19 protein-coding genes and 7 tRNA genes are annotated in these 23,477 nt (G+C 45.8%); 9 read left to right on the top strand and 17 right to left on the bottom strand.

Annotated elements, in window-relative coordinates:
* Position 1: 1 nt before the first annotated feature.
* The 7 genes from GGR22_RS00610 to GGR22_RS00640 all read right to left on the bottom strand — a co-directional run bounded on the left by GGR22_RS00610 (position 2) and on the right by GGR22_RS00640 (position 588).
* Positions 2-74 (bottom strand) — tRNA-Leu (locus GGR22_RS00610).
* Positions 75-78: 4 nt separating this feature from the next.
* Positions 79-165, bottom strand: a tRNA-Tyr gene (locus GGR22_RS00615).
* A gap of 8 nt (positions 166-173) precedes the next feature.
* A tRNA-Pro gene (locus GGR22_RS00620) sits at positions 174-245 on the bottom strand.
* A 6-nt stretch (positions 246-251) separates the two neighbouring features.
* A tRNA-His gene (locus tag GGR22_RS00625) sits at positions 252-322 on the bottom strand.
* 6 nt (positions 323-328) lie between these two features.
* A tRNA-Asp gene (locus GGR22_RS00630) sits at positions 329-401 on the bottom strand.
* Between the two features lie 21 nt (positions 402-422).
* A tRNA-Arg gene (locus GGR22_RS00635) sits at positions 423-496 on the bottom strand.
* A 4-nt stretch (positions 497-500) separates the two neighbouring features.
* Positions 501-588: transfer RNA gene (locus tag GGR22_RS00640), tRNA-Ser, on the bottom strand.
* Positions 589-1,918: 1,330 nt separating this feature from the next.
* Between GGR22_RS00640 and GGR22_RS00645 the strand changes: the two genes are divergently transcribed.
* The 6 genes from GGR22_RS00645 (at position 1,919) to GGR22_RS00670 (ending at position 11,255) form a co-directional block, all read left to right on the top strand.
* Complete coding sequence (locus GGR22_RS00645) at positions 1,919-2,608, top strand: hydrolase (protein ID WP_121374475.1); 690 nt, start codon at positions 1,919-1,921, stop codon at positions 2,606-2,608.
* 69 nt (positions 2,609-2,677) lie between these two features.
* On the top strand, positions 2,678-4,486 hold the full coding sequence (locus GGR22_RS00650) for an amidohydrolase (protein ID WP_182492167.1): 1,809 nt from the start codon (positions 2,678-2,680) through the stop codon (positions 4,484-4,486).
* A gap of 3 nt (positions 4,487-4,489) precedes the next feature.
* On the top strand, positions 4,490-4,930 hold the full coding sequence (locus GGR22_RS00655) for a DoxX family protein (RefSeq protein ID WP_182492168.1): 441 nt from the start codon (positions 4,490-4,492) through the stop codon (positions 4,928-4,930).
* A 1-nt stretch (position 4,931) separates the two neighbouring features.
* Entirely contained in the window at positions 4,932-6,299 is a 1,368-nt protein-coding gene (locus GGR22_RS00660) for an alginate export family protein (RefSeq protein WP_182492169.1), read from the top strand.
* 841 nt (positions 6,300-7,140) lie between these two features.
* Positions 7,141-8,859 carry a T9SS type A sorting domain-containing protein gene (locus GGR22_RS00665; protein ID WP_182492170.1) on the top strand — a complete coding sequence of 573 codons (1,719 nt, stop codon included), beginning with the start codon at positions 7,141-7,143 and terminating at the stop codon, positions 8,857-8,859.
* Positions 8,860-8,927: 68 nt separating this feature from the next.
* A complete protein-coding gene (locus GGR22_RS00670) occupies positions 8,928-11,255 on the top strand; it encodes a BspA family leucine-rich repeat surface protein (RefSeq protein WP_182492171.1) in 2,328 nt (775 codons plus the stop codon).
* Positions 11,256-11,265: 10 nt separating this feature from the next.
* Here the strand turns inward: GGR22_RS00670 and GGR22_RS00675 are convergent, their stop codons facing one another.
* Positions 11,266-11,409 carry a hypothetical protein gene (locus GGR22_RS00675; RefSeq protein WP_182492172.1) on the bottom strand — a complete coding sequence of 48 codons (144 nt, stop codon included), beginning with the start codon at positions 11,407-11,409 and terminating at the stop codon, positions 11,266-11,268.
* Positions 11,410-11,422: 13 nt separating this feature from the next.
* On the bottom strand, positions 11,423-12,844 hold the full coding sequence (locus GGR22_RS00680; protein ID WP_182492173.1) for an RtcB family protein: 1,422 nt from the start codon (positions 12,842-12,844) through the stop codon (positions 11,423-11,425).
* Between the two features lie 132 nt (positions 12,845-12,976).
* Here GGR22_RS00680 and GGR22_RS00685 point away from each other — a divergent pair, with 132 nt between their 5' ends.
* Together GGR22_RS00685 and GGR22_RS00690 are read left to right on the top strand one after the other, a co-directional pair.
* Positions 12,977-13,987, top strand: coding sequence for a helix-turn-helix transcriptional regulator (locus GGR22_RS00685; RefSeq protein WP_182492174.1), 1,011 nt, complete (start codon positions 12,977-12,979; stop codon positions 13,985-13,987).
* A gap of 59 nt (positions 13,988-14,046) precedes the next feature.
* On the top strand, positions 14,047-14,868 hold the full coding sequence (locus GGR22_RS00690) for a helix-turn-helix domain-containing protein (RefSeq protein WP_182492175.1): 822 nt from the start codon (positions 14,047-14,049) through the stop codon (positions 14,866-14,868).
* A 28-nt stretch (positions 14,869-14,896) separates the two neighbouring features.
* On the opposite strand, the gene bla is transcribed toward GGR22_RS00690, so the two are convergent.
* From bla to GGR22_RS00730, 8 genes are all read right to left on the bottom strand, one after another.
* Positions 14,897-15,658 (bottom strand): BlaB/IND/MUS family subclass B1 metallo-beta-lactamase, encoded by a 762-nt coding sequence (bla, locus tag GGR22_RS00695; protein ID WP_182492176.1) that lies wholly within the window; start codon positions 15,656-15,658, stop codon positions 14,897-14,899.
* 66 nt (positions 15,659-15,724) lie between these two features.
* Positions 15,725-16,312: an LOG family protein gene (locus tag GGR22_RS00700; RefSeq protein WP_220477614.1), complete on the bottom strand. Its 588-nt coding sequence runs from the start codon at positions 16,310-16,312 to the stop codon at positions 15,725-15,727.
* A 77-nt stretch (positions 16,313-16,389) separates the two neighbouring features.
* Entirely contained in the window at positions 16,390-17,040 is a 651-nt protein-coding gene (locus tag GGR22_RS00705; protein ID WP_182492177.1) for an NAD-dependent epimerase/dehydratase family protein, read from the bottom strand.
* Positions 17,041-17,208: 168 nt separating this feature from the next.
* The gene (locus GGR22_RS00710) at positions 17,209-17,622 is read right to left on the bottom strand and encodes a DUF1801 domain-containing protein (protein WP_121374495.1); all 414 of its coding nucleotides are present in this window, start codon (positions 17,620-17,622) and stop codon (positions 17,209-17,211) included.
* Positions 17,623-17,736: 114 nt separating this feature from the next.
* Positions 17,737-18,231 carry an SRPBCC family protein gene (locus GGR22_RS00715; RefSeq protein WP_182492178.1) on the bottom strand — a complete coding sequence of 165 codons (495 nt, stop codon included), beginning with the start codon at positions 18,229-18,231 and terminating at the stop codon, positions 17,737-17,739.
* Positions 18,232-18,419: 188 nt separating this feature from the next.
* Positions 18,420-19,835: a hypothetical protein gene (locus tag GGR22_RS17095; protein ID WP_220477615.1), complete on the bottom strand. Its 1,416-nt coding sequence runs from the start codon at positions 19,833-19,835 to the stop codon at positions 18,420-18,422.
* Positions 19,836-19,912: 77 nt separating this feature from the next.
* Entirely contained in the window at positions 19,913-21,028 is a 1,116-nt protein-coding gene (locus GGR22_RS00725; protein WP_182492179.1) for a helix-turn-helix domain-containing protein, read from the bottom strand.
* A gap of 59 nt (positions 21,029-21,087) precedes the next feature.
* Positions 21,088-21,672: a hypothetical protein gene (locus tag GGR22_RS00730; protein ID WP_182492180.1), complete on the bottom strand. Its 585-nt coding sequence runs from the start codon at positions 21,670-21,672 to the stop codon at positions 21,088-21,090.
* Positions 21,673-21,877: 205 nt separating this feature from the next.
* On the opposite strand from GGR22_RS00730, the gene GGR22_RS00735 reads away from it, so the two are divergent.
* Positions 21,878-23,449, top strand: a complete 1,572-nt coding sequence (locus tag GGR22_RS00735) for a Na+/H+ antiporter (protein WP_182492181.1) — start codon at positions 21,878-21,880, stop codon at positions 23,447-23,449.
* Positions 23,450-23,477 lie beyond the last annotated feature (28 nt).

The following is a 23,477-nucleotide window of genomic DNA, read 5'->3' on the forward strand; positions in this document are numbered from 1 at the left end:
GTACAGGAAGAGAGACTCGAACTCTCAAAAAACAGATCCTAAATCTGCCGCGTATGCCATTCCGCCATTCCTGCATTTTGGTGGAAGTAGTAGGAATCGAACCTACTCCGTACTTAAACAACAGATTTACAGTCTGCCCCAACCCTCCAACTTTGGCGTACTTCCTTACTTTGTCTGAGAAGCAGGATTCGAACCTGCGGCCTCCCGCGTCCAAGGCGGACAAACAACCTCCGTTATCTTCCCAGTTTTAGGGTGCTTTCGGGAATCGAACCCTGTTCTTCAGAACCACAATCTGAGGTTTTACCAAATAAACTAAAAGCACCATTCGCGGCTCATACGGGGATCGAACCCGTTTCTCCCGAGAGACAGTCGGGAAGGTTAGCCAGTAACCCCAATGAGCCAGTTCCTTTCTAGAACTCGTGTGGCCTCGACTGGATTCAAACCAGTAACCTGCTGCTTCGTAGGCAGATGCTCTATTCTGTTGAGCTACAAGGCCATTGCGGAGAGCAAGAGAATCGAACTCTCATTGCCTTTTGAACAAAACCGATTAGCAGTCGGTTACAATAAACCACTATTTGCCTACTCTCCTTTTGGGCATAAAAAAAGCACCTCGTTAAAGGTGCTTCAAATCATAGGGCAGGATATGCTTATCCTATCAGCCTGTAATGATCATACACCTGTATCTTATAAAATCTGCGATCGAGACTCGGGCTAGACGGCTGCCCGTTATGTGATCTAAAATAAATAGCCATCGCTTCTGTGTTTTTATATAGTGAATTCATTGTCTTCATTTGTAATTCGTAATTTCTAATTCCCAATTCTAAAATTTCTTCGGCAAAGATAAAGTCAAAAAAATCAAACCTCCAAATTATTTTTAAATTTATTTTATTGATAATCAGTTAGTTATACTTATGTTTGCGCATAGAAAATCCTGTCCGTTATACAACAGATATCCTTACAATATTCAAATGACTGTCTCTCATTTGGTTAGCTTCCAAGTCTTATTTTCGTTTTTTTATACTAGGCATGAAACATTTTTTTGCTTTTTTTTAGGCCGTATTTGCTACGGTGCTTGTTTTTATATCATTTCTGTTCTTTTTTGCTTTTTATTTCTTCTCTAAAACCGTTCTTGCTCGTTCCCATTCGTTTCCAAATAGAGTGAAAACAAAAAAAGCGCCCCGATGTCGGGACGCTTTTGTTATATAGTTTCAGATTACCAGTTACAAATCCTGATTGAAATCTTTACGATACCTACCACATCCATGACGTCCCGCCAGAAGTTTTGCTTCATGACGATCGCTTATTGGTCCAAAAGACGGTGTGCTATGTTGGTATCTATTTTCCATTTCGAGGGCAAATGTAATTGATTTTTTTAAATAAACGATAAGTCCCGCTCCTGTCGTTTCAAAATCAAGCAACCTATTCTAAATGAATCGCGTCAAGCTAGGTATCCAAAAAGCCCCATTATCGTACACAAATATTTTATGGCTTTCCATACAATTCTCTATCAAAACCATAAGCCTGCTGCCGCAAACAGATCCAAAAAACACGATTAATTCCATAAGATGTTCTCTTTTTATATAAATGCCTCTTTCTATCTTATCCCTTTTTCATCAGCCCTAACCAGAAAAGCAGCAAGCTGACCCCTGCCTATCTTGCTATCTACAGCCGCATTGTATTATCTGTTTATTTTTAAATATAAAAGCAAGATACTGATAATCAAATAACTAAACCAATTTTAATTACCTTAAACTATTTTATAAAGCATAAAAAAACATCCAAATGTATTTTCTTGTCCTAGTTCAATGCATCGCTGTTGACAAGGATATAAATTTGTAACAGAAATTAAAACAATAATGAATCAAAAAAGGAATAAACAAAAAATTTAATCAATAATAATCTTAAATCTTTAAACATCATGAAAACAATTCTCTTAACAGCATCATTACTTTTTGCTACTTTAACAGCTTTTGCTCAAAAACCAAGTACAGAACTATTAAACCCATCCAACCATGCCCTAATATTGGTTGACCATGAAAGCCAAATGGCCTTTGCGGTAGCAAGCCACCCTATCGACCAATTACGCAATAATACTGCATTAGTAGCTGGCGCATCAAAAATCTTCAATGTACCAACTGTTGTTACTACGGTAGCCGAAAAATCATTCAGCGGTCCGGTCTTTCCAGAAATAGAACAATTTTATCCGCAAAAAACCTCTAATTATATAGACCGTACCACAATGAATACTTGGGAAGATGCCAATGCACACAAAGCCATTGTAGGAAAAGGCAAGAAAAAACTGGTTTTTGCAGGATTATGGACAAGTGTTTGTATCGTTGGTCCTACACTTTCTGCCATCAGCGAAGGCTATGACGTGTATGTAATTACCGATGCCAGCGGCGACGTTTCTAAAGAAGCACATGAAATGGCCGTAACCCGAATGGTACAAGCAGGAGCAAAACCAATCACTTCTTTGCAATACCTTTTAGAACTGCAACGCGACTGGGCACGTCAAGAAACGTACAAAGCCGTTACCGACTTGGTTAAGAAATACGGAGGTGCTTATGGCATAGGCGTACTATATGCACACGAAATGCTGAAACATTAATTAACAAAAATGGGCCGTGCCTCGGTACGGCCCTCTTTTTCTCTTTTACTAACCTTAGCTCTTCCAAACATGAAAAATTTTACACTACTACTTTACACATACTTTCTGCTCGCTACAATGCAGGGCATCGCACAAAATGGCCCTACGCTTATTGTCCACAATGCCAAAATACACACCCTAGACCACAACAACTCGGTCAAGCAAGCAATAGCAGTAGCCGATGGAAAAATCATCAAGACAGGTACCAATAGCGAAATCCTGAAGCTTAAAGCCAAAAATACGACCCTGATAGATGCCAAGGGCAGTACCATCATACCCGGCTTATTTGACTCCCACATGCATATCATCCGCGGTGGAAGATTCTATAATACCGAACTTCGATGGGACGGCGTACGCTCCCTCAAAAAAGCATTGTCGATGCTAAAAGAACAAGCAGAACGAACTCCTTCTGGACAATGGGTGCGTGTTGTAGGAGGTTGGAATGCCTACCAGTTTGAAGAAAAAAGACTTCCAACGCTAGACGAAATCAATGAAGCTACAGGCAATGTGCCTGCTTTCATACTCCACCTATACGGACATGCCTACCTCAACAAAGCGGGTATTGCAGCATTAAAGATAGATGCCGACACCCCAAATCCTAGCGGAGGACTGATTGAAAAAGATACCAACGGCAACCCAACCGGAATGCTCATTGCCGAACCCAACGCCTACATCCTTTACGCTACCCTTTCCAAACTTCCTGAATTGAGCAATGAAGAAAAAGTCAATTCTACAAAGCTGTTCATGAGTGAAATGAACAGGCTGGGCGTAACCGCCATTATGGATGCCGGAGGCGGATTTCAAAACTACCCTGATGACTATGGCATCACCACAAAGCTTTGCGAAGAAAACGCCCTGACCGTACGCATGCCCTACTATCTGTTTGCCCAAAAAGCAGGCAACGAGCTTGCCGATTACACCAAGTGGATCAGCTCTGTAGAAATTGGCGACGGATGTGATGTCCCTTCAGACGGAGCCAAGCGCTTCGGAAAAATGCCAAAAATGGAATACCATGTGCAAGGCGGCGGAGAAAATCTGGTAATGAGCGCAGGCGATTTTGAAAATTTCGACAAGCCAAGACCCGAATTAAGTCCTGCCATGGAAGGCCAGCTAAAAGCAGTGCTGTCACTGCTGATAAAAAATAGATGGCCGTTCAGGATACACGCTACCTATAATGAAAGCATCACCCGATTCTTAAATGTCATCGAAGAAATAAACCAAGAAACACCCCTTGACGGACTGCTGTGGTTTTTTGACCATGCCGAAACCGTATCTACAGAAAACCTGCAGCGAATCAAAACGTTACAAGGCGGTATCGCCATACAGCATCGAATGGCCTATCAAGGAGAGAACTTTATCAAGCGTTACGGAAAAAAAGCCGCCGCCAATACCGTACCTGTCAAAAAAATGATGGAAATGGGTATTAAAGTCGGTATGGGTACAGACGGTACTCGAGTAGCGAGCTACAATCCATGGGTAGGGCTATATTGGCTTTCGACCGGAAAAACACTAGGCGGCTTAAAATACATGAGCGAAGAAAATATACTTGACAGGACAACAGCCTTGAAACTGTTTACCCAAGGAAGTGCCACGCTCATCAACCTCGATAAAGACAGAGGCATACTCAAAGAAAACTATCTGGCTGATTTCATACTCCTTTCAGACGACTATTTTACAACATCAGAAGACAAGATACTCAACATCGAATCCAAGCTCACTATCGTAAATGGCAAAGTAGTGTATGCCAACGAAGAATACCGAAACTATGCCGCCCCTCAGCCTAAAGCCATCCCTGAGTGGAGTCCAGTAAACTATTATGGAGGATACCAAAAAAACTAAGCCATGAAAAAAGCAGCCTACCACGTCATAGCGTCCGATCTGAAAAATCCGTTCTATAATCTCGCGATGCTTTTTTTCAGGACAGCCTTAGCAGTACAACTTATAGCCGTACACGGACTAAAAAAACTAGGCATTGGTGTTGAAAACGCAGAAGCCATTCCTAATCCACTAGGATTCCCATCGGCGCTCAATGACGGCATTGCTATTGCCGCAAATGTTTACCTGCCGGTACTGCTTATTTTTGGTTTTCTCACAAGGCTCGCTGCCTTGCCTGCCTTGGCCGTAACGCTGACCGGATATTTTATAGTGCATGCCCACGACCCTTTATCCGTAAGCGATGTTCCATACATGTACAGCATTTCGCTGCTCCTAATCGTATTTTTGGGCAGCGGCAGATATTCAGCCGATTACTTCCTCAGCCAAAAAATAAAAAGACTAGCATGATATGAACCGAATCGTTTATTTGCTTTTAACCTTTGGGCTTGCCGCCTCCATGACGGCTCAAACCCAAGCCGACTTCAAACCGCTAAGGTATGATGATGACTTTAGCTATCTGGAAGAAGACACCCTTCCAAGTACCTACGAAAAGATTAAATACCTGCCCCTTGGAAATAAAAAGCACTACCTTTCGTTCGGAGGAGAAATACGGGAGCAGTACATCTATACCAAAAACAATGGATGGGGTGACTTTTCAGATGCTCCCGATGGTTACCTGCTGTCGCGCTACCTGCTTCATGCCGACCTAAAGTCTGGCCGATTCAGAACTTTTATTCAATTGCAAAGCAGCCTGGCTTATGGCATAGACAATCCCAGTCCGGTCGACCACAACACCCTAGACCTGCATCAAGCATTTATAGAAGCTGTCGTTTTAAGCGATGAAAAAAGCAAGCTCAATATTCGGGCAGGCAGGCAAGAACTCCTCTATGGCTCACAAAGGTTGATTGGCGTACGCGAAGGTCCCAACAGCCGCATCGCTATGGATGCCGCCAAATTGCTGTATAAGCAAGACCAGTTTCAAAGCGATCTGTTCTATGCCCACCCCGTTGCCAACAAGCCAGGGACATTTAATGACCCTTTCAATAAAAAGGCTCTTTTATGGGGAAGCTATACCGTAATCAACAACTTGAAATTCTTAAACAATATCGACCTGTACTACTTAGGCGTATGGAAAAAACGAGCCGAATATGATGCCGCTTCAGGAGAAGAAACCCGCCATTCTTTAGGCTTTCGGGTATGGAAAAACAGCAACCGTTGGAAATATGATATCGAAGCCGTTTACCAATTTGGAAAACTGTCGCAGGCTACCGTATCGGCTTGGACCTTATCTTCCAACATCAGCTATAAAGCCGCAAGCCTAAAATTCAAGCCCGTATTCGGACTAAAGTCCGAAATCATATCAGGAGACAAGACCAGCAACGACAACAAAATACAGACATTCAATCCGCTATATCCCCGGGGCGCCTACTTTGGCTTGGTAGCACTCATCGGGCCAGCCAACTTGTTTGACATTCATCCCTCTTTAGAGCTAGAAATAAGCAATTCGTGGAGCCTCGGTATCGATTATGACCTATTCTGGCGCTGGAGTACCAACGATGGGCTCTATGCTCCCAACATGCAGCTGCTCTATTCCGGACAAAACACGACCAAAAGTTTTATCGGCTCCCAGCTCGCTGCCACTATCGATTATACGCCCAGCCCTTTTTTGAGCCTTACGCTCGAAGGCGCCTGGTTTGACAGCGGTGCCTTTCTCAAAGAAGCCGGAGCAGGAAAAGACTATTTCTATAGCGCATTTACGGCACGAATACGGTTTTAACCTTACATTCGTTCTGGCAAGGCAGCTTATAAGATAAGTACAGCACTTCGAAATCATTATCAAAAAATACAGAAAGAAAAAGGCTCAAATCCTTTTCTTCACCATCCATTGCCACGGCTTCAATAAGCTAAAAACAGAAAAACTTTCTATACCCCTTTAGCTTCTCAAGCACCAACGAATACAACCAGTACTTTTATTTCATCGAAATAACCCGACAAAATTACAATCTACCATTGCTAATTTATAAATAATTTCATTTATTATCGTCCATAATTTCTCAAATTTAACAAAAAAACAATCGCAAATACACTCAAAAAAACAACCTCTTTTTGAGCAAAATTTTAGGGGCTTTGTTCGGGTCTCGTTCGGGTCTTGTTCGGGTGACCTTCGCAAAAAAACATCTTTTTCCGAACAAGACCCGAACAAGACCGCAACAACACTGGGATAAACCCTAAAAAAACGCCTATTTTTATCAAAAACAAGCCAAAAAAAGAAACGATAGCTCCCTATAAACAAATTTATTTATATACTGCCCTGCCACCTTCCTTACAAAACAGGATTCCAGCCTATTAAAAACGGTCTGGACAAGACTGGGAGGGTGGTTCAGGCTGTTGCCTGCGCCGGAGAAGCTACTTCCTGATAAAAATTATCAATTACAAAACGCAATATTTAATTTATTAGCCTAAGTTTGCAGTAGTGGCCTTATAACCAAGCTGCTGCCTGCCGTCTACCGCCCCTCAAATCAGAATCTGCCACACAGACCGTATGCCCCAAACAAGGCGGTTGCAGTACAAAAAGAGCGCCACCCATACCACAAAACCGACCAACACGAGCAATGCTTATGAAAAAAATTACCCTCTGGACAGCGGGCCTGCTGTTTGTATTTTCCTCAGCCTATAGCCAAAAAGAACTTTGGGGCTACCGAATGACTTCAATCGGTATGCCCGGCAGCAATGACGGCCAGATTATCAAGACTCCTCTTGCAGGAACCGATACTGAACCGGAAACGGTGTACTCTTTTGATCCTACGGGACTGACAGGACGGTATCCGAGAGGCAAGCTGTTTCAGGCGTCTAACGGAAAATTATACGGTGTTACGAGCTACGAGACTACCGTTCCCGCACCGGGAGTGCCTTCGGGCGTCTTGTTTGAGTACGACCTTACGACCGACCGCTACAAGCTTCTTTATAGCGGTCTTGTCAACGCCATGCATGCCGTAATCGAGCCGCTTCCGGGTGTGCTGTATGGCGTGACCAACGGCGGCAGTTCGGTGTTCAAGTACGTTATCGATTCAGAGCAGTTCAGCATCGTGGCTACCCTGCCTCCCTTTATATACAACGGCAGCAACCAGTACCCGAAACTGATAGCAGGAATGATGAAGGCTTCCGACGGAAATCTCTACGGCGTCACGTCTATGGCGCCTTCTACGCAAAATATTCCCTATCCGGGCGGCATCTACAGGCTCAACCTTGCTACGGGACAGCTCGTCAAGGTCTATGTCTTTGGCGTGGGCGGCTCTGATATCATGTATCCTATGTATGAGAGCGGATTGGTAGAAGGCGCCGCCGGAAAACTTTACGGCACGGCTCTGGGCGGCGCACATATAGGCCCTCAAGGCGTGGCTCCGCTCGGAAGCGGCACGCTCTATGAATTTACGATAGCCGGCGCTACCATGGCCAAAAAGTTTGATTTCGACTATGCAGTCAACGGGGCCAACCCAAGCCCGCTCGCCAAGAGCGCAGACAACAAGCTCTACGGTACCTTGGGCGGAAACAACAACAGCGCTCTTGCCAACGCAGACGGGCTGGTCTTTGAATACGATCTTGCCACAGGATCCTTATCGATGCCTCATATTTTTTCTTATGTTGCAGATGATCTGGTCCGGTCGCCCTACGGCGCGGTGCTAAAGGGGAGCGATAATGCTATCTATGGCAACAGTCCGCAAGGAACTTTCAAGCTCGACTTAACCAACAATACGGTCATCCGCAAGATGATTGCCAGCAATACGTCTGAACTAAAAGACCTTATCGAGATCTGCCGCAAGCCGTCGTACCGATTCTTTGATACGGCCTCGTTTATCGTCTGCCAGAACAACCCGTTCGTGTTCGACGTGCACAATACCAACGCCGCAAGCTACGTATGGAGAAAAGGCTCTACGGTGCTGCCCTTGCAGACTACCGGAATACTCAATATTGCCAGCCTTACGCTGGCCGACAGCGGCATCTATACCTGCACCATGACCAACGCCTGCGGCACTACCGTGACTATGCCTTTGCAGCTTACGGTTGACGGCTGCCTAGGGCTGGACGAGGCTATCGGCCTTAAAAATGCCATCAAGCTGTATCCTAATCCTGCCGCGAATGTCTTAAACCTAAAGCTTCCGGAAGCGGCCGATTTTGCCATACAGCACATTTCGATCACCAATATGCTGGGGCAGCTCGTCTATAGCGGCGCTTATAACAGTCCGGCTATAGAGATCAGCTTCTTAAAAACGGGACTCTACCAGTTGTTGTTGACAACGGACAAAGGCGACTGGAACGGCAAATTTGTCAAGGAATAATTTCCATACAAATTAGCTTCGTATCAACCTTATAGGCTATCAAACCAACCCAGAATAACAAACCGACCATGAAGATAAAACTACTATTCTTTGCAGGCCTGCTGCTCTGTTCTTTACAGAGCTTCGGGCAGTTCATCACCGAATGGAACACGGGCGCTTCGACTACTATCACGGTTCCGACTACCGGAACGGGCTATAATTATACGGCTACCCTAGCGCGGCTGGATACTCCGGCCGTCATCCTCACCACCCTGACCAACGTAACGGGCAATGCTTCTTTTACGGGATTGGCTATAAATACGGCCTATCAGGTCAAGATTACGGGTGCTTTTCCGCGCATCCATTTTAACAATGCGGGCGACAAGACCAAAATAAAAAACATCACGCAGTGGGGCACTATTGCCTGGAGCAGCTTTAGCAATGCTTTTTATGGCTGTACCACGCTAAATATCACGGCTACCGACGTGCCCGTGCTTGCGGGAGTGACCTCTATGAGCCATATGTTCCAGTTTTGTACGGCCTTGAACGGCCCTGCCAATATCGGCAGCTGGAATACGGCTTCGGTTACCGACATGAGCTACCTCTTTAGCGGGGCTTCTGTTTTTAACCAAAATATCGGCGGCTGGAACACGGCTGCGGTGACCAACATGAGCAATATGCTGGCCAATGTCACTGCATTCAACCAGCCAATCGGGAGCTGGAATACGGGTGCCCTAACCACCATGGATTATCTTTTTTATGCAGCCATGGCCTTTAACCAGCCTATCGGGAACTGGAATACGGCAAATGTCACAAATATGGATAGCGCATTTTCGCAAGCTTCTGCCTTCAACCAGAATATCGGCAGTTGGAATACGGGAGCCGTGACCACTATGCGCAGCATGTTTACTGGTGCGACGGCCTTCAACCAGCCTATCGGGGGTTGGAATACGGGAGCCGTGACTACCCTAAGCGGCATGTTTAACGAAGCAACGGCCTTTAACCAAAATATTGGCAGCTGGAATACGGCTGCGGTGACCGACATGTCTACCCTGTTTTCTGGCGCGACCGCCTTTAACCAGAATATCGGCGGGTGGAATGTCAGCGCTGTTACCAACATGAACGCCATGTTCCGTCAGGCTGCGGCTTTTAACCAGAACATCAGCGGCTGGAACGTTTCTTCGGTCATCAACATGCTGAATCTATTCCTGCAGGCGACATCTTTCAACCAAGACATCAGCAGCTGGGATATTTCCTCGGCACTTTATATGGATTCCTTGCTTAAAGATGCTACGGCTTTTAACCAGAACCTTGGCCCTTGGGGAGAACACTTGAATCCGAATGTCATCTTGGGCAGCTTTTTCGGCGGCTTTTTAGAGAACTGCGGCATGAACGTCGCCAATTATGACGCGACACTGGTGGGCTTTAATACGCACGGTCCAAACGGCATTACCATGGGAGCCTTGGGAATGTACTATTGCAATGACGGCGCGGCTGCCCGTGCCAACCTGATCCTGCCGGTTGCAAGCGGCGGAAAGGGATGGAACATTTCGGGCGATACGTCGCTGGCGGCTTCTACCCCGCTGCTGGCTACGGCCGGCACGTCTGTGACCTTGACTTATGCGGGCTGCAATTACGACTGGTCGAATCCGTCGAACCGTGCCCGAAAGATGCTGACGCTTAACCCGAACGGCAATAGCCTGGCACCGTCTGGCGTATCCATCAACCATAACAGTATCGGTGCGCTTCCGGCGGGAATCGCTTCTTCCAGCGGCTACTACCAGATCAGCAACGGCACGAACAGCGCCAGAGTCAGCAACCGTCTGGTAACGGTTATCGATGCCGGAAACCATACCGCCAATGGGGGCGTCATCGTTAGGGTCTATTATTCGACAGCAGAATATACCAATCTCGTCATCAATACGCCTCCTGCGGGAGAAATCGTAGATGCGGGATGGTTCTTGTCTAGCACGACTACGGCTGCGGGCGTGGTGGCTGGCTTGTCTGCCGCTGCCTATGCGCTACCGGGTGCCGAAAAGATCGTTCCGTTCAATTCGGGTTCTGAAAACGGCATTGCTTTCGTGGAGTTCAAGCTTTCAAAGATGGGGACTATCGGGCTGTACGCCAAGACACAGGATGGGCCGCTCTCGCCTGCCTTGTCTGTGCCAGACAATGGCAAGAACAGCCAGCTGGTACTGTATCCGAATCCTGCGAAGAACCTGCTGCACCTGAAACTGCCAGACAGCCAAGACGGACCGATACGAAAAATAACGATAACTAATTTGCTGGGACAGGCCGTGTACAGCACTGCCCAAAATATAACGGATATCGATATCGCTAGCTTGGCGGCCGGAATGTACCAGATTGTGCTTTCTACCGACCAAGGGCATTGGAGCGGGAAGTTCGTAAAGGAATAAAAGACTAGCCTTAATTCAGATCTTTAAGCTGATTTTGGATGTATAAAGAAGCTTGCATGCGCCATTTTCGGTTGCCAAGCTTCTTTAAAAATGGCCGCAGATGCTTTGCATGTTCGCGGTTGCGGTATCTTCCTTTGTTGTACAGATTTTTCATACTATTCCTAAAGTTAATCTTCTCGGCTTCCGTCATCGGCCATTCGCACCATCTTGGGCGTAAACTTGGCGACCACGTCTACCAGTTCTTGCTGCGCGGCCATGACCTGGTTGATGTCTTTATAGGCCATAGGCGCTTCGTCTAGTCCGGCACCAATTAGGGTCACGCCATGGTGTTTTAAGATACCCTGCATCTCGTTTTTGGTAATCGTCTTGATGGCTTTGGTACGGCTCATCTGTCGTCCGGCACCGTGCGAAGCCGAGTTGATGGCATTTTCTTCTCCTTTCCCTCGCACCAGAAACCCAGGCGCGGTCATGCTTCCGGGTATGATTCCCATCACGCCCTTTCTGGCTGGAGTGGCTCCTTTTCGATGTACGATGACTTCTTCTCCGTTCCAGACTTCTTTCCATGCAAAATTATGGTGGTTTTCGACCTTCGCCAAGACCGTAGCGCCCAGCGCCTGCTGCATCTTGTTATGGATAATCTCGTGGCAGGCAGAAGCATAATCGCCCGCCAGGTTCATGGCAATCCAGTATTCTTGGCCCAGTTCAGAATCCATATCCAGATACGCCAGGTTTCGTGCCACTTCTGGCAGTCGGCAAACTTCTTTGGCGATCTTTGTATAATGTCCGGCAACCGTAGCGCCAAAACCTCTGGAACCGGAATGCGTCAGCAGCGCGACGTATTTTCCTTTGGGAATGTTCAGTACTGCATCATCGGCTGCAAATTCCAAGATTCCGAATTCGACAAAGTGGTTTCCTCCACCAGACGAACCCAGCTGCGACCAGGCTTTGTCTTTCAGGTTCTTGATAAACGGGTTGGTCTCAAAATTTGGGCTTTCCAATACCGCATGGTCCGATTTGTACTGTCCGTGGAAACCGTGTCCGGCTCCAAATTTAGAATGGGCTATCAGCTCTCTCTTGAATTTGTCTTCGTTCTGGTAATAGAAATCTTCTGGAATATCGTATACCGACAGCGCCATACGGCATCCAATATCCACGCCTACTCCATACGGAATGATGGCATTTCGGGTCGCCAGTACGCCTCCAATAGGCAGTCCGTAGCCTTGGTGCGCATCGGGCATCAGGGCACCGGCAGCCGTAACGGGCAGCTGCATCGCTACCTTCATCTGCTGGATAGCGCCTTCTTCAATATGGTCGAGTCCGTAAGACGAAAATGCCTTTGGCTGTGGGTTTAGCGATATAAAATCTTCTGGCTTTTCATTTGCTTTTTCGATCAGTGCCGTGGCCAGCTTTCCGAAAAGCGCATCGTCTATATAGTTTTCTGGAGCTTCAAGCACTTTTTTATAGTAGTCGAGCATCTGCTCTTTGGTAAGTCCATTTCTCTTTTTATTTATCTTTAAGGCCGTCCCGATGATGCTTCCTTGCGGGTATCCTAATTCTAGGAGGTCTGTACCGTTGATTGGTGTTTTCATGTCTTTTGTTTTTTGATGGTACAAAGCTGAAATCAAAGTACGCAATTATTTTGCGCAGTAAAAAAGAATTTCTATTTTTGGCTGTAAGGCTTTATCGAGCCTGCCTGTGCTGTATCTTAAAGCTAAGAAAAAATGTCTCAAAACAAAAATGCGCTTATCCGGTATAAGACGATTGACAAGTGCCTGCAGAACCACTACCGGAAATGGACTTTGGAAGACCTGATGGAGGCTTGCTCTGATGCCTTGTTTGAATATGAGGGCAAGGAAAACTCCGTGAGCAAGAGAACGACCCAGCTCGACATCCAGCTTATGCGCAGCGAAAAGCTGGGCTATAATGCGCCCATAGTGGTCTATGACAAGAAGTATTACCGCTATGAGGACGAGGAGTATACGATTACCGATATTCCCTTGACAGAAACGGACATCAACGTGCTGACGGAGACGGTTTCTATGCTCAAGCAGTTCAAGGACTTTTCTCTTTTTAGCGATGTGTCCGACATCTTGCAGCGGCTCGAAGATAAGATCTATGCCGAGAAATCGCATACCAAGCCGGTCATCTACCTCGACAAGAACGAGAACTTGAAAGGACTGCATTTTTTGGATACGCTATACCAGGCCATCATAAAAAAGGTGGTCGTGCTGCTCACCTACCAGTCGTTCAAATCCAAAGAGCCGCAGCAGTTTGCCTTTCACCCGTTTGTGCTCAAAGAATTCAACAACCGCTGGTTTTTGATCGGCAAGAAAAAAGCATCGCTGCCTGTGGTCAATCTTGCCTTAGACCGTATTGTTGCTGTTGATTTTGATTTTAACCTTCCGTATATCGAAGAAAACTTTGATGCCGAAGATTTTTACAAAGACATCATCGGGGTCACGGTCAACCAAGGACTCAACGCTCGAAAAATCAGCCTTTGGGTCGATGCCGATAATGCGCCTTATGTACTGACCAAGCCGTTTCATCCATCGCAGACCATTGAAGAGCAGCGGGAAGACGGAAGCATCGTCTTCTGCCTGAGGCTCAAGGTTAATTATGAGTTCGAAAGGCTGCTGCTGGGCTTTGGCGAAGGCATCGAGGTCTTGGCACCGGAAAGCCTGAGACAGCGCATCAGGGAAAAGCTGAAAAAAGCACTGAGAAATTATGAATAGGCCGTTAAACAAATCATAATGGCCTGCATCCGTATCAGATAAAAACAGAACTTCGCCAAATGCAATTACAGTACTTCACGCCGAAAAGCAAGCTTCTTGCCCGATACCTTGAGGGATATTATTTCTTGGAAAAGGAAAGGGACGAGCCTGCGGTAGAATACCTGACGTTTCCGAACAATTTCAGCATCGTATCGCTGCTGCAGGATACGCAGCTGACCTTGGCTGGTAATAGCGTGCTTATTGAAGAAAAAACAGGGGGCGATTTTACCTCGCAGCTTATCTGCCATTACGAGAAGCCTATCAAGATCCGCTACGAAGGGCGTATCCGAGAGATTACGTTCTATTTTAAGCCGCTGGGACTGAATGCTTTTATCGAAAAGCCGCTGCAGCAGTATCTGGGAGATTCGTTCCGTTCGTTTCTGCCGTTCGAGGATTATGAGGCCGCGATGAAGTCGGTATTGGCCGAAGAGAGCCTGGACGAACAGCGGAACAGCATCGAAAACTATTGGCTGTCAAAGTTTTTGGGATTTGAGCACGAACTCTTGCAGGATATCTTGTCTGACCTTACAGACAAAACAAAAGACTATGCCATAGAACAGCTGGCGGAGAAATACCATACCAGCCGGCAGAATATCAGCAGGCAGTTTAGCATCCATATCGGCAAGACGCCGTCGGAATTCAAGAAGACGCAGCGCTTTCGGCAGACGATGGCGAAGAACATGGAGGGCACGAACCTGACCACCTTAAGCTATGACAATTCTTTTTATGACCAGTCGCACCTCATCAGGGACTTCAAGTCGTTTACGGGGCTGACACCGAAGGCGTTCTTTAAGTCGATATCGCTGCAGGAAAATGCGACCATAAACTGGCTGTTCTTATAGCAGCGCAGATTGCTGTGACTTCTTTTGCTTACCGTTTTTTCTTGACGAGCTTTAGGGTATGCTGCAGTGCCTTGGGACTGTCCCAAGCAAAATGTCCGGGTATCACATAGCTCGGCTTCGGGTATTTGTTGATTAGCTTTTTCATGGTTCCTTCCCAAGCATCGATGTCGGCATCGCCAGTATATCCGAGATCATTGTTTTCAGTACTTTTTATAAGGCATCCGCCATACAGTACTTTTTCCTTTTCGAACCAAACAACAATATTGTCCTGAGTATGGCCTGCACCTGGATAAAAAGTCTCAAATTTCTTATTCCCGACAGTAAAGACGGTGTCCTTTTCAAAATGGTAGGCTGCCTTGGCATTGCCCTCTTGAACGGACAGCTCATGTGTCAGCTTGGATGTATAGGTCGGGATGCCGTGCTTTTTATAATAGTCAAGCCCTGCCGAACTGTCGTCATGAAAGTGCGTAGCAATGCAGAGCACTACTTTTTTCTGGTGCCTTTTGTAGATGCTGTCTAATAGCGGCTGAAAGTCGGATTCGTCCCAAGGGGTATCGATCAAGATAACGCCTTTGTCCGACACCACATACATGCTGTTGGATGGAAAGGGCTTGCCGTCGAGGTCTTTGTAGGTCGTATAGACGTAAAAGTCATCCGTCAAGGGCGTGATCGTAAGCTTGGGTATTTCTGCCTGCCCGAAAAGGGTATTGGAAAACAGCAGCAGGATAGCGAATACTGCTGTGACATATACGGGCTGCTGGGTATTGGTGTTGTGTTTTTGTAGGATCATTTTTGATTTTGGATTTTTGATTTTGGCGGGGTGTCTTGTCTGGGTTCTAAGAGGTTTTGGGCATGATTACTCGTTTCCTTTAGGAATCCATTTTCCTACTTCGGGAGCTTTATAGGCTTCCATTTTTTGGAAAAGTGTTTCGGCATCATCGCTCACAAGAATCATCTGCTCATTGATGGGCTTTAAAAAGCCTTTCTGGGTCATGTTGGAGACAAACTCGAGCAGCAGGTCATAAAATCCCGCCACGTTCAGTATGCCTATCGGTTTTTTATGGAGTCCGAGCTGGGCCCAAGTGAGCATCTCAAAAAATTCTTCGAGGGTACCAAAGCCGCCCGGCAGGACAATCACGCCGTCGCAGAGCTCGTTCATCTTGGTCTTTCTTTCGTGCATGCTTTCTACAAGAAGCAGTTCCGTCAGTCCTTGGTGTGCTATTTCTTTGTCTTTCAAGAAATACGGCAGGATTCCGTAGGCTTTTCCGCCCTGCCCTAGAACGCCGTCGGCTACGGCACCCATGAGTCCTACATTGGCATCTCCGTAGACCAGTTCGTAGCCGTGTTTTGCCATAGCTTCTCCTAGGCCGAAAGCTTGTTTTTCAAAGGCCGCATCGGTACCGAAGCTGGAACCGCAGAACACTGTTATTCTTTTTATGCTCATAGCATTTCTTTTTTTGTAGGGTTCAAATATACGAAATGGGCCCGAGAGCCCATTTATTATTTGTTTGTATACGACTGTTAGACTGGCTTTGCCAGTTCCTTGATGTCTTCTATTTCGAGTATGGATTTCGGATAGCCTTTCTGCACGGCATGAATCATGGCCTGCCCTATCTGCTGCATCGTGAGCGATTTTTTCGGGAACAGAATCGGAATTATCGGTATGATAATCTTAAAGATAGCCTTTATGTTCTTTTGTTCTTTGAAGGGCTTCATGAATCCGGGACGGAAATTGTATTCGCCCCTAAACGGAAGCTTTAGCAGCGCATTTTCGGTACGGCCTTTTACTCTTGCCCACATGATGCGGCCTTTTTCGGAACTGTCGGTATGGCTGCCGGAAACGAAAGTAAAAACCATGTTCGGGTTGATTGCTGCCAGAACTTTGGCAAAAGCGAGCGTCGTATCGTAGGTGATGTGTGTATAGTCGGCTTCGTTCATCCCTATCGAGCTTATGCCGGCGCAATAGAAACAGGCGTCGTATCCGGCTAAGGCAGCTGCATATTGTTCCAGCTTCATAAAATCCGGCACGATAAGCGCTTCTAATTTTGGATGGCTTAAGGGCGATGGCTTGCGGTTGACCATCAGTACTTGCTTTACGGCTGGGTTCTGCAGGCATTCTAACAGGACTCCTTCTCCTACCATGCCTGTCGCTCCAGTAATGATTACTTTCATATCGTATTGGGTATTTGCTGTATGTTCATGATACAGTCGTTATCTTTTCTGGCAAAAGTCGGTATTCTGTACACTTTGTGCTTTGCTGTAAGGTTCAATTGTGCTTTGTTGTGGAGTCCACAAATGCATTATGAATTGGGAATTACGAATTATGATTAGAAGACCGGATTAAGGATAGAGTGCCTTGGCGTGTTTTGTCGAGGCAGTGATGAGCTGTTTCATGATGTCGATGTCGATATCTGCGAGTTTTTTGATGTAGACGCAGACCTTGCCTGTCTTGTGTTTTCCGAGTTTCTGCAATAATTCTTCGCGGGTCTCAAATTCGTCTATATACAGTACTATCGAATCTTTTCTTGGCGAGAATGCGGCATAAGGCATGTCGCCCTCATGGCCGCTGTTGTATTTGTAATGGTAGCTGCCGTACCCGATGATGCTGCCTCCCCACATTTTGGGAGGGTATCCTGTAAGTTCTTCATAGATAGCGGCTATCTGGAAGCAGTCGTTTCGTTTGGTCTCGTCTGGAACCGTGTTGATAAAATCTGTTACGCTGGATTGGGTTTCTGTCGTCTTGTTTTTTGCCATGGCCTTTGTGTTTCTTTATTATTGGAACCTGTTGCAATGCACCGCTAATATACAAAAAAGCTGCCCTGCATGATAGCAGGACAGCTTGATAAATAATTGCTTTTACAGAAGGGATCAGGATGCCAAAAGCGCATCTAGATTTTCTAATCCGGCAGTAAATCCTTCCTTGAAGCCCATTTCGAGGATCTGTTCTAGGTCAGCCAGCTCTTTGTAGCTGATTTCGATAGTCACGATAGTCGAATCGGATTGCTGCTTGAAGGTGTTGTTCCATAGCGATCTAGAGAAATCTGTATTTATAGTACCGTTCTCGTCGCAGAAAGCGTCATAGGCCGAATAGCTTTGTGGAACTTTGATGTCTTTATAGTCGGCTCTTGCCCAGTGTTGCGTACCGTCAGGGCCTACCATGGCATAGAGCCAGGTTCCGCCTTCGCTGAAATCCATCGATTTGGTTTTGGCTTTCCATGGTTTTGGCGCCCACCATTGGTCGAGCAGTTCGCTCGTGGTCCACGCAGCCCATACCTTGTCTAGAGGTGCTGCAAATTCCCTTTCTACTCTGATTTTCTTATTTTCCTTGTCAACAGAAAAATTCATTAAAAGATTGTTTTTCATTTTTTTTACTTTAAGTTACTCAATACTATCGAGTTGGCAAAATATTTTCCTAAAAAAGTGATTTCAGAAAGGTTCAATGCGCAACTTATCAGTTGCAAATATATGCAACTTTTTGGTTGCACAAAATAATTTAGTGTTTTTTTTAACTTGCCCGATTACCATACAACAGAAAAACAGTCCGTGGCAGCCTACCACACATACAAAATAGAATAGATGTCGGGTCCGGAACCTGCATAGAGCAAATTGAGCTGATCTGCCAGATAGAGGCCATTGACGATGAACTTATAACGGTATTCTCCTTTGGGCAGTGAAACGGTACAGGTCCACCTGCCCTTTTCTTTTTGCATCGGGAGGATTGCCCAATTGGAAAAATCTCCCGTAAGGGAAACCTGCTCAGCTCCCTCAAAATCATTCATCGTGAAGGTAATAGTCTGGTCGTGCTGCTTGCCAAAGAGGGTGGCAGCGTAATTGTATGGGTCGGCAGCAAGCGCTTTTGCAAAGCATCGGTCGCTCTCGGCAATCCTGCCTTCTTTGCGGTAGGCTGTTGCAAGCCAGGTATCGATTTCGAGTTTTTCTGGGTCATATGCTTTCAGCCGTTCTAAGAAACGGATACCGTCTTTGGTATGGCCCATGGCTATTGCCTGTGCAGCCAGTTCGACGGCATCGTTGTTCTTGAAGTTATAGTCATGGGGATGGTATTTTCTTAATGAATCATAGGCGGCCAAGGCGCTGTCTATGCCTTCTGCTGTATATTTTTCTAGTATCACCGGAGCAATACTTTTGGGAAAATAGGCTTGCATGTCTTGAAAATGCTTGCCTTTTTTAAGCTCTTCGTGTAAAGAAATAACGACCGGAAGAGCAAAGTCGTTTTTATAATACAGATGGATGGTTTTCTTTTTTAGTTCTGCCGCCATGGAATAATTGGAAACGAGATTGCTTGGCTTTTTCTGCGCTGTCTTTTGCAGAATTTCTACAATGTCTTGCAATCCATAGTTTTTTTCCTGGCGTAAATATTCGTTGGCAAGATCCCTTCGCCAGCAGGCTTCATGGTGCTGGTTGTTGATGCTGTAGTTGGTCAGTGCAAAATTCTTTGCGGCACGTCTTATTACATAACTACCGTGTACCGTAGCATAATCGCCGCTGGCATCGCTTATAAAAAGCTGGGCTCCCGTGAGGCGCACCAGATTAAATTGGGAGATGAATTGTAGGGCTTCGTCTACGGTCTTGCATCTCTTTAGGATGTCTGTAGCTACTTCGGTTTCTCTGTCTGTCTTTTTAGGGTCGCGCGTGGCAGGAATTTCGTCTATGGCGGTATAATCTACAAAGAGCCCTTTGGTATTCATGCCGCCTTGGGGATTCTTATACATCTGGATGTTGGTTTTTTCATCGGACGAAAGCTCTGTCCAGATCATATACCCATAGGATTTTTTGAGGGCAGGAAAATACCAAAGCCTGTAGTTAAGAGATGGAGCTTCGTCTTCGTTATTGCCGATCCAGACATGACGCCCGTCGTTCGCAATAAATATCGTGCAGGCATTGGAAGCCGGCAGGCTGAAAAAGATAGAGAACAGAAAAGCAACGAGATTTTTACGGTAAGTGGTCATAGGTACGCTGTTTTGAAAGGCCAAAATTAGCCTGAAAAACAGCCTTGTTTGTTCGGGTGGATATATCCGAACAGGTTTTATTGCCTGTTATTGCTCTTGGCGTATTCGGTAGGCGACATCCCGGTCCACTTTTTAAAAGCGGTATTAAAGGCCGTCTTTGAATTAAAACCGGAAGCAAAGGCAATGCCGACCATGTTGAGTGCTTCTACCTTATCTGAAGCCAGCAGCCGTTTTGCTTCTTCTACTCTTTTGCTGTTGATGAAGTTATAGAAATTGCCTCCCGTAGCTTCATTGATCAGATACGAAGCATCGTGTATGCTGATTCCGAGCTTGTCTGCCAAAACAGGAAGGCTTAGTCCGTTATCTAAGAAAATCTTTTCTTCAGTAACCAGCTTGTCTAGCTTTTCTGATAACAGGGCCAGCTCGGCTTTGTCTAGCCGTCCTGTCTTTTTGGGCTGTTTTGGTACGGGAGCTTCAAAAAGCGCGGTTATGTCTTGCAGTTCTTTTGTGTCGAATTCAAAAATAGTACGCTGCCGGATGGAAAAATAGGATAGAAAAAAGACAGCGCCTGTATATACGACGGGCATGATATCTAGCATCTGCGGCAGGCCTATCAAGGCATCATTGATCCAGAAAAGCAGCATGAAAATCAAGATGAGTAAAAAGTACCGAAGCCAGTCCAAGCTTATCTCTGAAGTCGCTGCTGCTATGAGGCGCAGGTTCTTTTTGTGCCGAATCAAGGCAAGATAACAGAAGATTATGTAGGCTGCCAACTGTACGGGCACTATATCGCGGACTAAAAAATCTGCGGAACCGATGCTAAATAGCTTTATCAACATCAGGTTAGTGCTTCCTGAAAATCCTAGAAAAGCAATACTCGTGTAGATCAAGAAGGGCAAAAAATGTAATACGTCTTTCTTTGCAAAAGATTTGGTGGGATTCACAAAATAGAGCGTGCTTAGCCAAAGGCTGGGCGCCATGATAAACTGCAGGGCATTGAGCCATAGGCTAAGATTGGCAAAAGGATATTCTTCGCTTCTAAGGCTGACTTCTAAAAAGGAGCTTCCCATCAGAAAGACAAACAGGGCAAGCCATCTGTTGGCTTTTAGGTTCTGTCCCAGCGGATGGAAAAAAAGCATAAAGCTCAAGAGAAGGCAGGCTCCGGCAGAAAAGCACATTAGGAAGACGTTCATCGATACTAATAAGGTTATTTAGGCTATTTAAATAAACAGCACTACATTCTAAAATAGTGTTATGCTTTGGGCGCAATAGATTGCAATTGATAGAGTTCGTCTATCATTTCCTTAAAAAGATCCAGCAATGATTTTAAAAGTGCGATATCTTCTACCGATCCGTCTAAAAAGAAGGAAAGTTCGAAATGGTTCTTCGGAAGCTTCTCTTCCCAAATTCCTTTTTGGTCAGACATCAGTATATTTACTTCTTTCTGCAGTGCTATAGAATCTCGAATGTTTTTATTGCGTAAAAATGATTTTATTTTCAATTCGTTATTGGCCTTAATAATAAACGCTTTGTCAAATTCAGGGTAGCCGATTGCTACATCTTGTCCGCCAAATAGTTTTTCAATTTTCCGAGCAAGACCAGCACGATAAATCTCAAATTGGAAATTGTCTAATGAAACCAACGGGGCGATTACTCTAGTCATTTGCTGGTTGTATTTTCCGGACCATAGCGTATAATGGTCAAAAACAACCAGCCAATCCTTATGCTCAATCTCGGTCCGATCCGAATGCCAAGAATGTCCTTCTACAAATCTTCCATCAGTTGCTCTAGCAAATTCTTTCCAAATAGTAGTCTTTCCTTCAAAAATAGTCCTCATAGTATCATAAGTTAATTCAGAGCTTTTCTTTATTTCTTACTAAATAGCGCACTTCAAATATAAACAAAGCTAAAATACCTTGCAGTCAAACTACTCTTTTGTTTTGGCAGCAAGTAATTCACGATTTCTAAGGTGGCAAGAAGCTTTAGTTAGGCCATTGCAAAAGACTCGTCCAAATTTATATATTTGTATCTAAAATTATCCTATGCTGCACCAATTCCCTTTCTATCTGGCTGTTATTCTGGCCATTATTTTTCTGGTCATGCTGGCCAACAAAATCAAGATTGCCTACCCTATCTTATTGGTATTGGCGGGCTTGGCTATCAGCTTTATACCGGGCATACCTCCGGTTAAGATAGATCCTGAGTTGATATTCATCATCTTCCTGCCGCCGCTGCTTTATGAAGCGGCCTGGTCGACCTCTTGGAAGGAACTTTGGCGCTGGCGCAGGATTATCGGCAGCTTTGCCTTTTTGATCGTATTTCTTACGGCTTTTGCCGTCGCCTTGGTATCCAGCCACTTTATCCCCGGATTCACGCTGGCGTTGGGATTCCTTTTGGGCGGCATCGTATCGCCTCCTGATGCGGTGAGTGTAGGTGCCATATTAAAATTCGTAAAAGTGCCGAAAAGGCTGGCCTCTATGCTGGAGGGAGAGAGCTTATTGAATGACGCTTCGAGTTTGATCGTCTTTCGATTTGCGTTAATTACCATTGGTACGGGACAGTTTATCTTGCAGGAAGCTGCCTTGAACTTCGGGTGGATGGTCTTTGGAGGAATAGGCATCGGCGTGCTTATCGCGTTCGTGTTTTTTAAAGTGCATAGGCTATTGCCAACAGACGTCAACATGGACATCGTGCTTACACTGGTGGCGCCTTATATTATGTATATGGTTGCGGAAGAACTGCACAGTTCGGGAGTCTTGTCTGTCGTGAGCGGCGGCTTGTTCTTGGCCACGCGAAACCATCGTTTTTTGTCCGGAAGCAGCAGGCTCAGGGCCGTAAACGTATGGGAGTCGCTGGTATTTGTGCTGAACGGACTTGTATTTATGTTTATAGGATTGGAACTTCCGGAAATCGTAAACGGCTTGGAAGGCGTGAGCATAAGTGCTGCCATGGGCTACGGCGTATTGATTACGGCTGTATTGATTATTGTTCGTATCATATCTGCGTATGGGGCGGTTATCTTTACGCTGATCGTCCGAAATTTTATCGCGGTAGCCGACACCCGAAATCCAGGGATAAAAGGACCGTTTGTTTTAGGATGGGCGGGCATGAGAGGCGTGGTATCCTTAGCAGCGGCACTGTCGATTCCGGTACAATTAGACAACGGGGCGGCCTTTCCGCAGCGCAACCTCATCTTGTTCATCACTTTTGTTGTCATCTTACTGACGTTGGTCGTGCAGGGCTTGACGCTTCCTTTTATTATCAAGAAATTCAACTTGCCGGAATACGACCATCTGCTTAGTGACGAGGAATCGTATCATCACATGTACAAACAGCTGGCCCAGCAAAGTCTGGAACATCTAAAGACCAAATATTCCAAAGAGCTAAAAGAACAGCCCGTCTTGCAGCAGATAGCCCGCAAATGGGAAGACAGCAGCGTTTTGCTGGATGATGCCTCGATGGCTTCGGAATGCAAGACCGTCTATCTCGCGATGCTCGACCAGCAAAGGCATTGGCTGCGTACCTGGAACCACGACCATCATGTGAATGAAGAGGTTGTCCGAAGGCACTTGCGCCGTCTGGATATTGAGGAAGAAAAGATGCAGTTTCAATAGACCGACTAATTTGTTTTTAAAATAAAAA

This window comes from Flavobacterium gossypii, assembly GCF_014138495.1.
Lineage (GTDB): Bacteria > Bacteroidota > Bacteroidia > Flavobacteriales > Flavobacteriaceae > Flavobacterium > Flavobacterium endophyticum.

Excerpts from the sequence above, each read along its gene's own strand:
- GGR22_RS00715 (WP_182492178.1), bottom strand. The coding sequence starts at position 18,231 with ATGAAAAACAATCTTTTAATGAATTTTTCTGTTGACAAGGAAAATAAG.
- GGR22_RS00690 (WP_182492175.1), top strand. The coding sequence starts at position 14,047 with ATGCAATTACAGTACTTCACGCCGAAAAGCAAGCTTCTTGCCCGATAC.
- GGR22_RS00660 (WP_182492169.1), top strand. The coding sequence starts at position 4,932 with ATGAACCGAATCGTTTATTTGCTTTTAACCTTTGGGCTTGCCGCCTCC.
- GGR22_RS00705 (WP_182492177.1), bottom strand. The coding sequence starts at position 17,040 with ATGAAAGTAATCATTACTGGAGCGACAGGCATGGTAGGAGAAGGAGTC.
- GGR22_RS00650 (WP_182492167.1), top strand. The coding sequence starts at position 2,678 with ATGAAAAATTTTACACTACTACTTTACACATACTTTCTGCTCGCTACA.
- GGR22_RS00730 (WP_182492180.1), bottom strand. The coding sequence starts at position 21,672 with ATGAGGACTATTTTTGAAGGAAAGACTACTATTTGGAAAGAATTTGCT.
- GGR22_RS00710 (WP_121374495.1), bottom strand. The coding sequence starts at position 17,622 with ATGGCAAAAAACAAGACGACAGAAACCCAATCCAGCGTAACAGATTTT.
- GGR22_RS00700 (WP_220477614.1), bottom strand. The coding sequence starts at position 16,312 with ATGAGCATAAAAAGAATAACAGTGTTCTGCGGTTCCAGCTTCGGTACC.
- bla (WP_182492176.1), bottom strand. The coding sequence starts at position 15,658 with ATGATCCTACAAAAACACAACACCAATACCCAGCAGCCCGTATATGTC.
- GGR22_RS00725 (WP_182492179.1), bottom strand. The coding sequence starts at position 21,028 with ATGAACGTCTTCCTAATGTGCTTTTCTGCCGGAGCCTGCCTTCTCTTG.
- GGR22_RS00680 (WP_182492173.1), bottom strand. The coding sequence starts at position 12,844 with ATGAAAACACCAATCAACGGTACAGACCTCCTAGAATTAGGATACCCG.
- GGR22_RS00665 (WP_182492170.1), top strand. The coding sequence starts at position 7,141 with ATGAAAAAAATTACCCTCTGGACAGCGGGCCTGCTGTTTGTATTTTCC.
- GGR22_RS00675 (WP_182492172.1), bottom strand. The coding sequence starts at position 11,409 with ATGAAAAATCTGTACAACAAAGGAAGATACCGCAACCGCGAACATGCA.
- GGR22_RS00685 (WP_182492174.1), top strand. The coding sequence starts at position 12,977 with ATGTCTCAAAACAAAAATGCGCTTATCCGGTATAAGACGATTGACAAG.
- GGR22_RS00670 (WP_182492171.1), top strand. The coding sequence starts at position 8,928 with ATGAAGATAAAACTACTATTCTTTGCAGGCCTGCTGCTCTGTTCTTTA.
- GGR22_RS00645 (WP_121374475.1), top strand. The coding sequence starts at position 1,919 with ATGAAAACAATTCTCTTAACAGCATCATTACTTTTTGCTACTTTAACA.
- GGR22_RS00655 (WP_182492168.1), top strand. The coding sequence starts at position 4,490 with ATGAAAAAAGCAGCCTACCACGTCATAGCGTCCGATCTGAAAAATCCG.
- GGR22_RS00735 (WP_182492181.1), top strand. The coding sequence starts at position 21,878 with ATGCTGCACCAATTCCCTTTCTATCTGGCTGTTATTCTGGCCATTATT.
- GGR22_RS17095 (WP_220477615.1), bottom strand. The coding sequence starts at position 19,835 with ATGACCACTTACCGTAAAAATCTCGTTGCTTTTCTGTTCTCTATCTTT.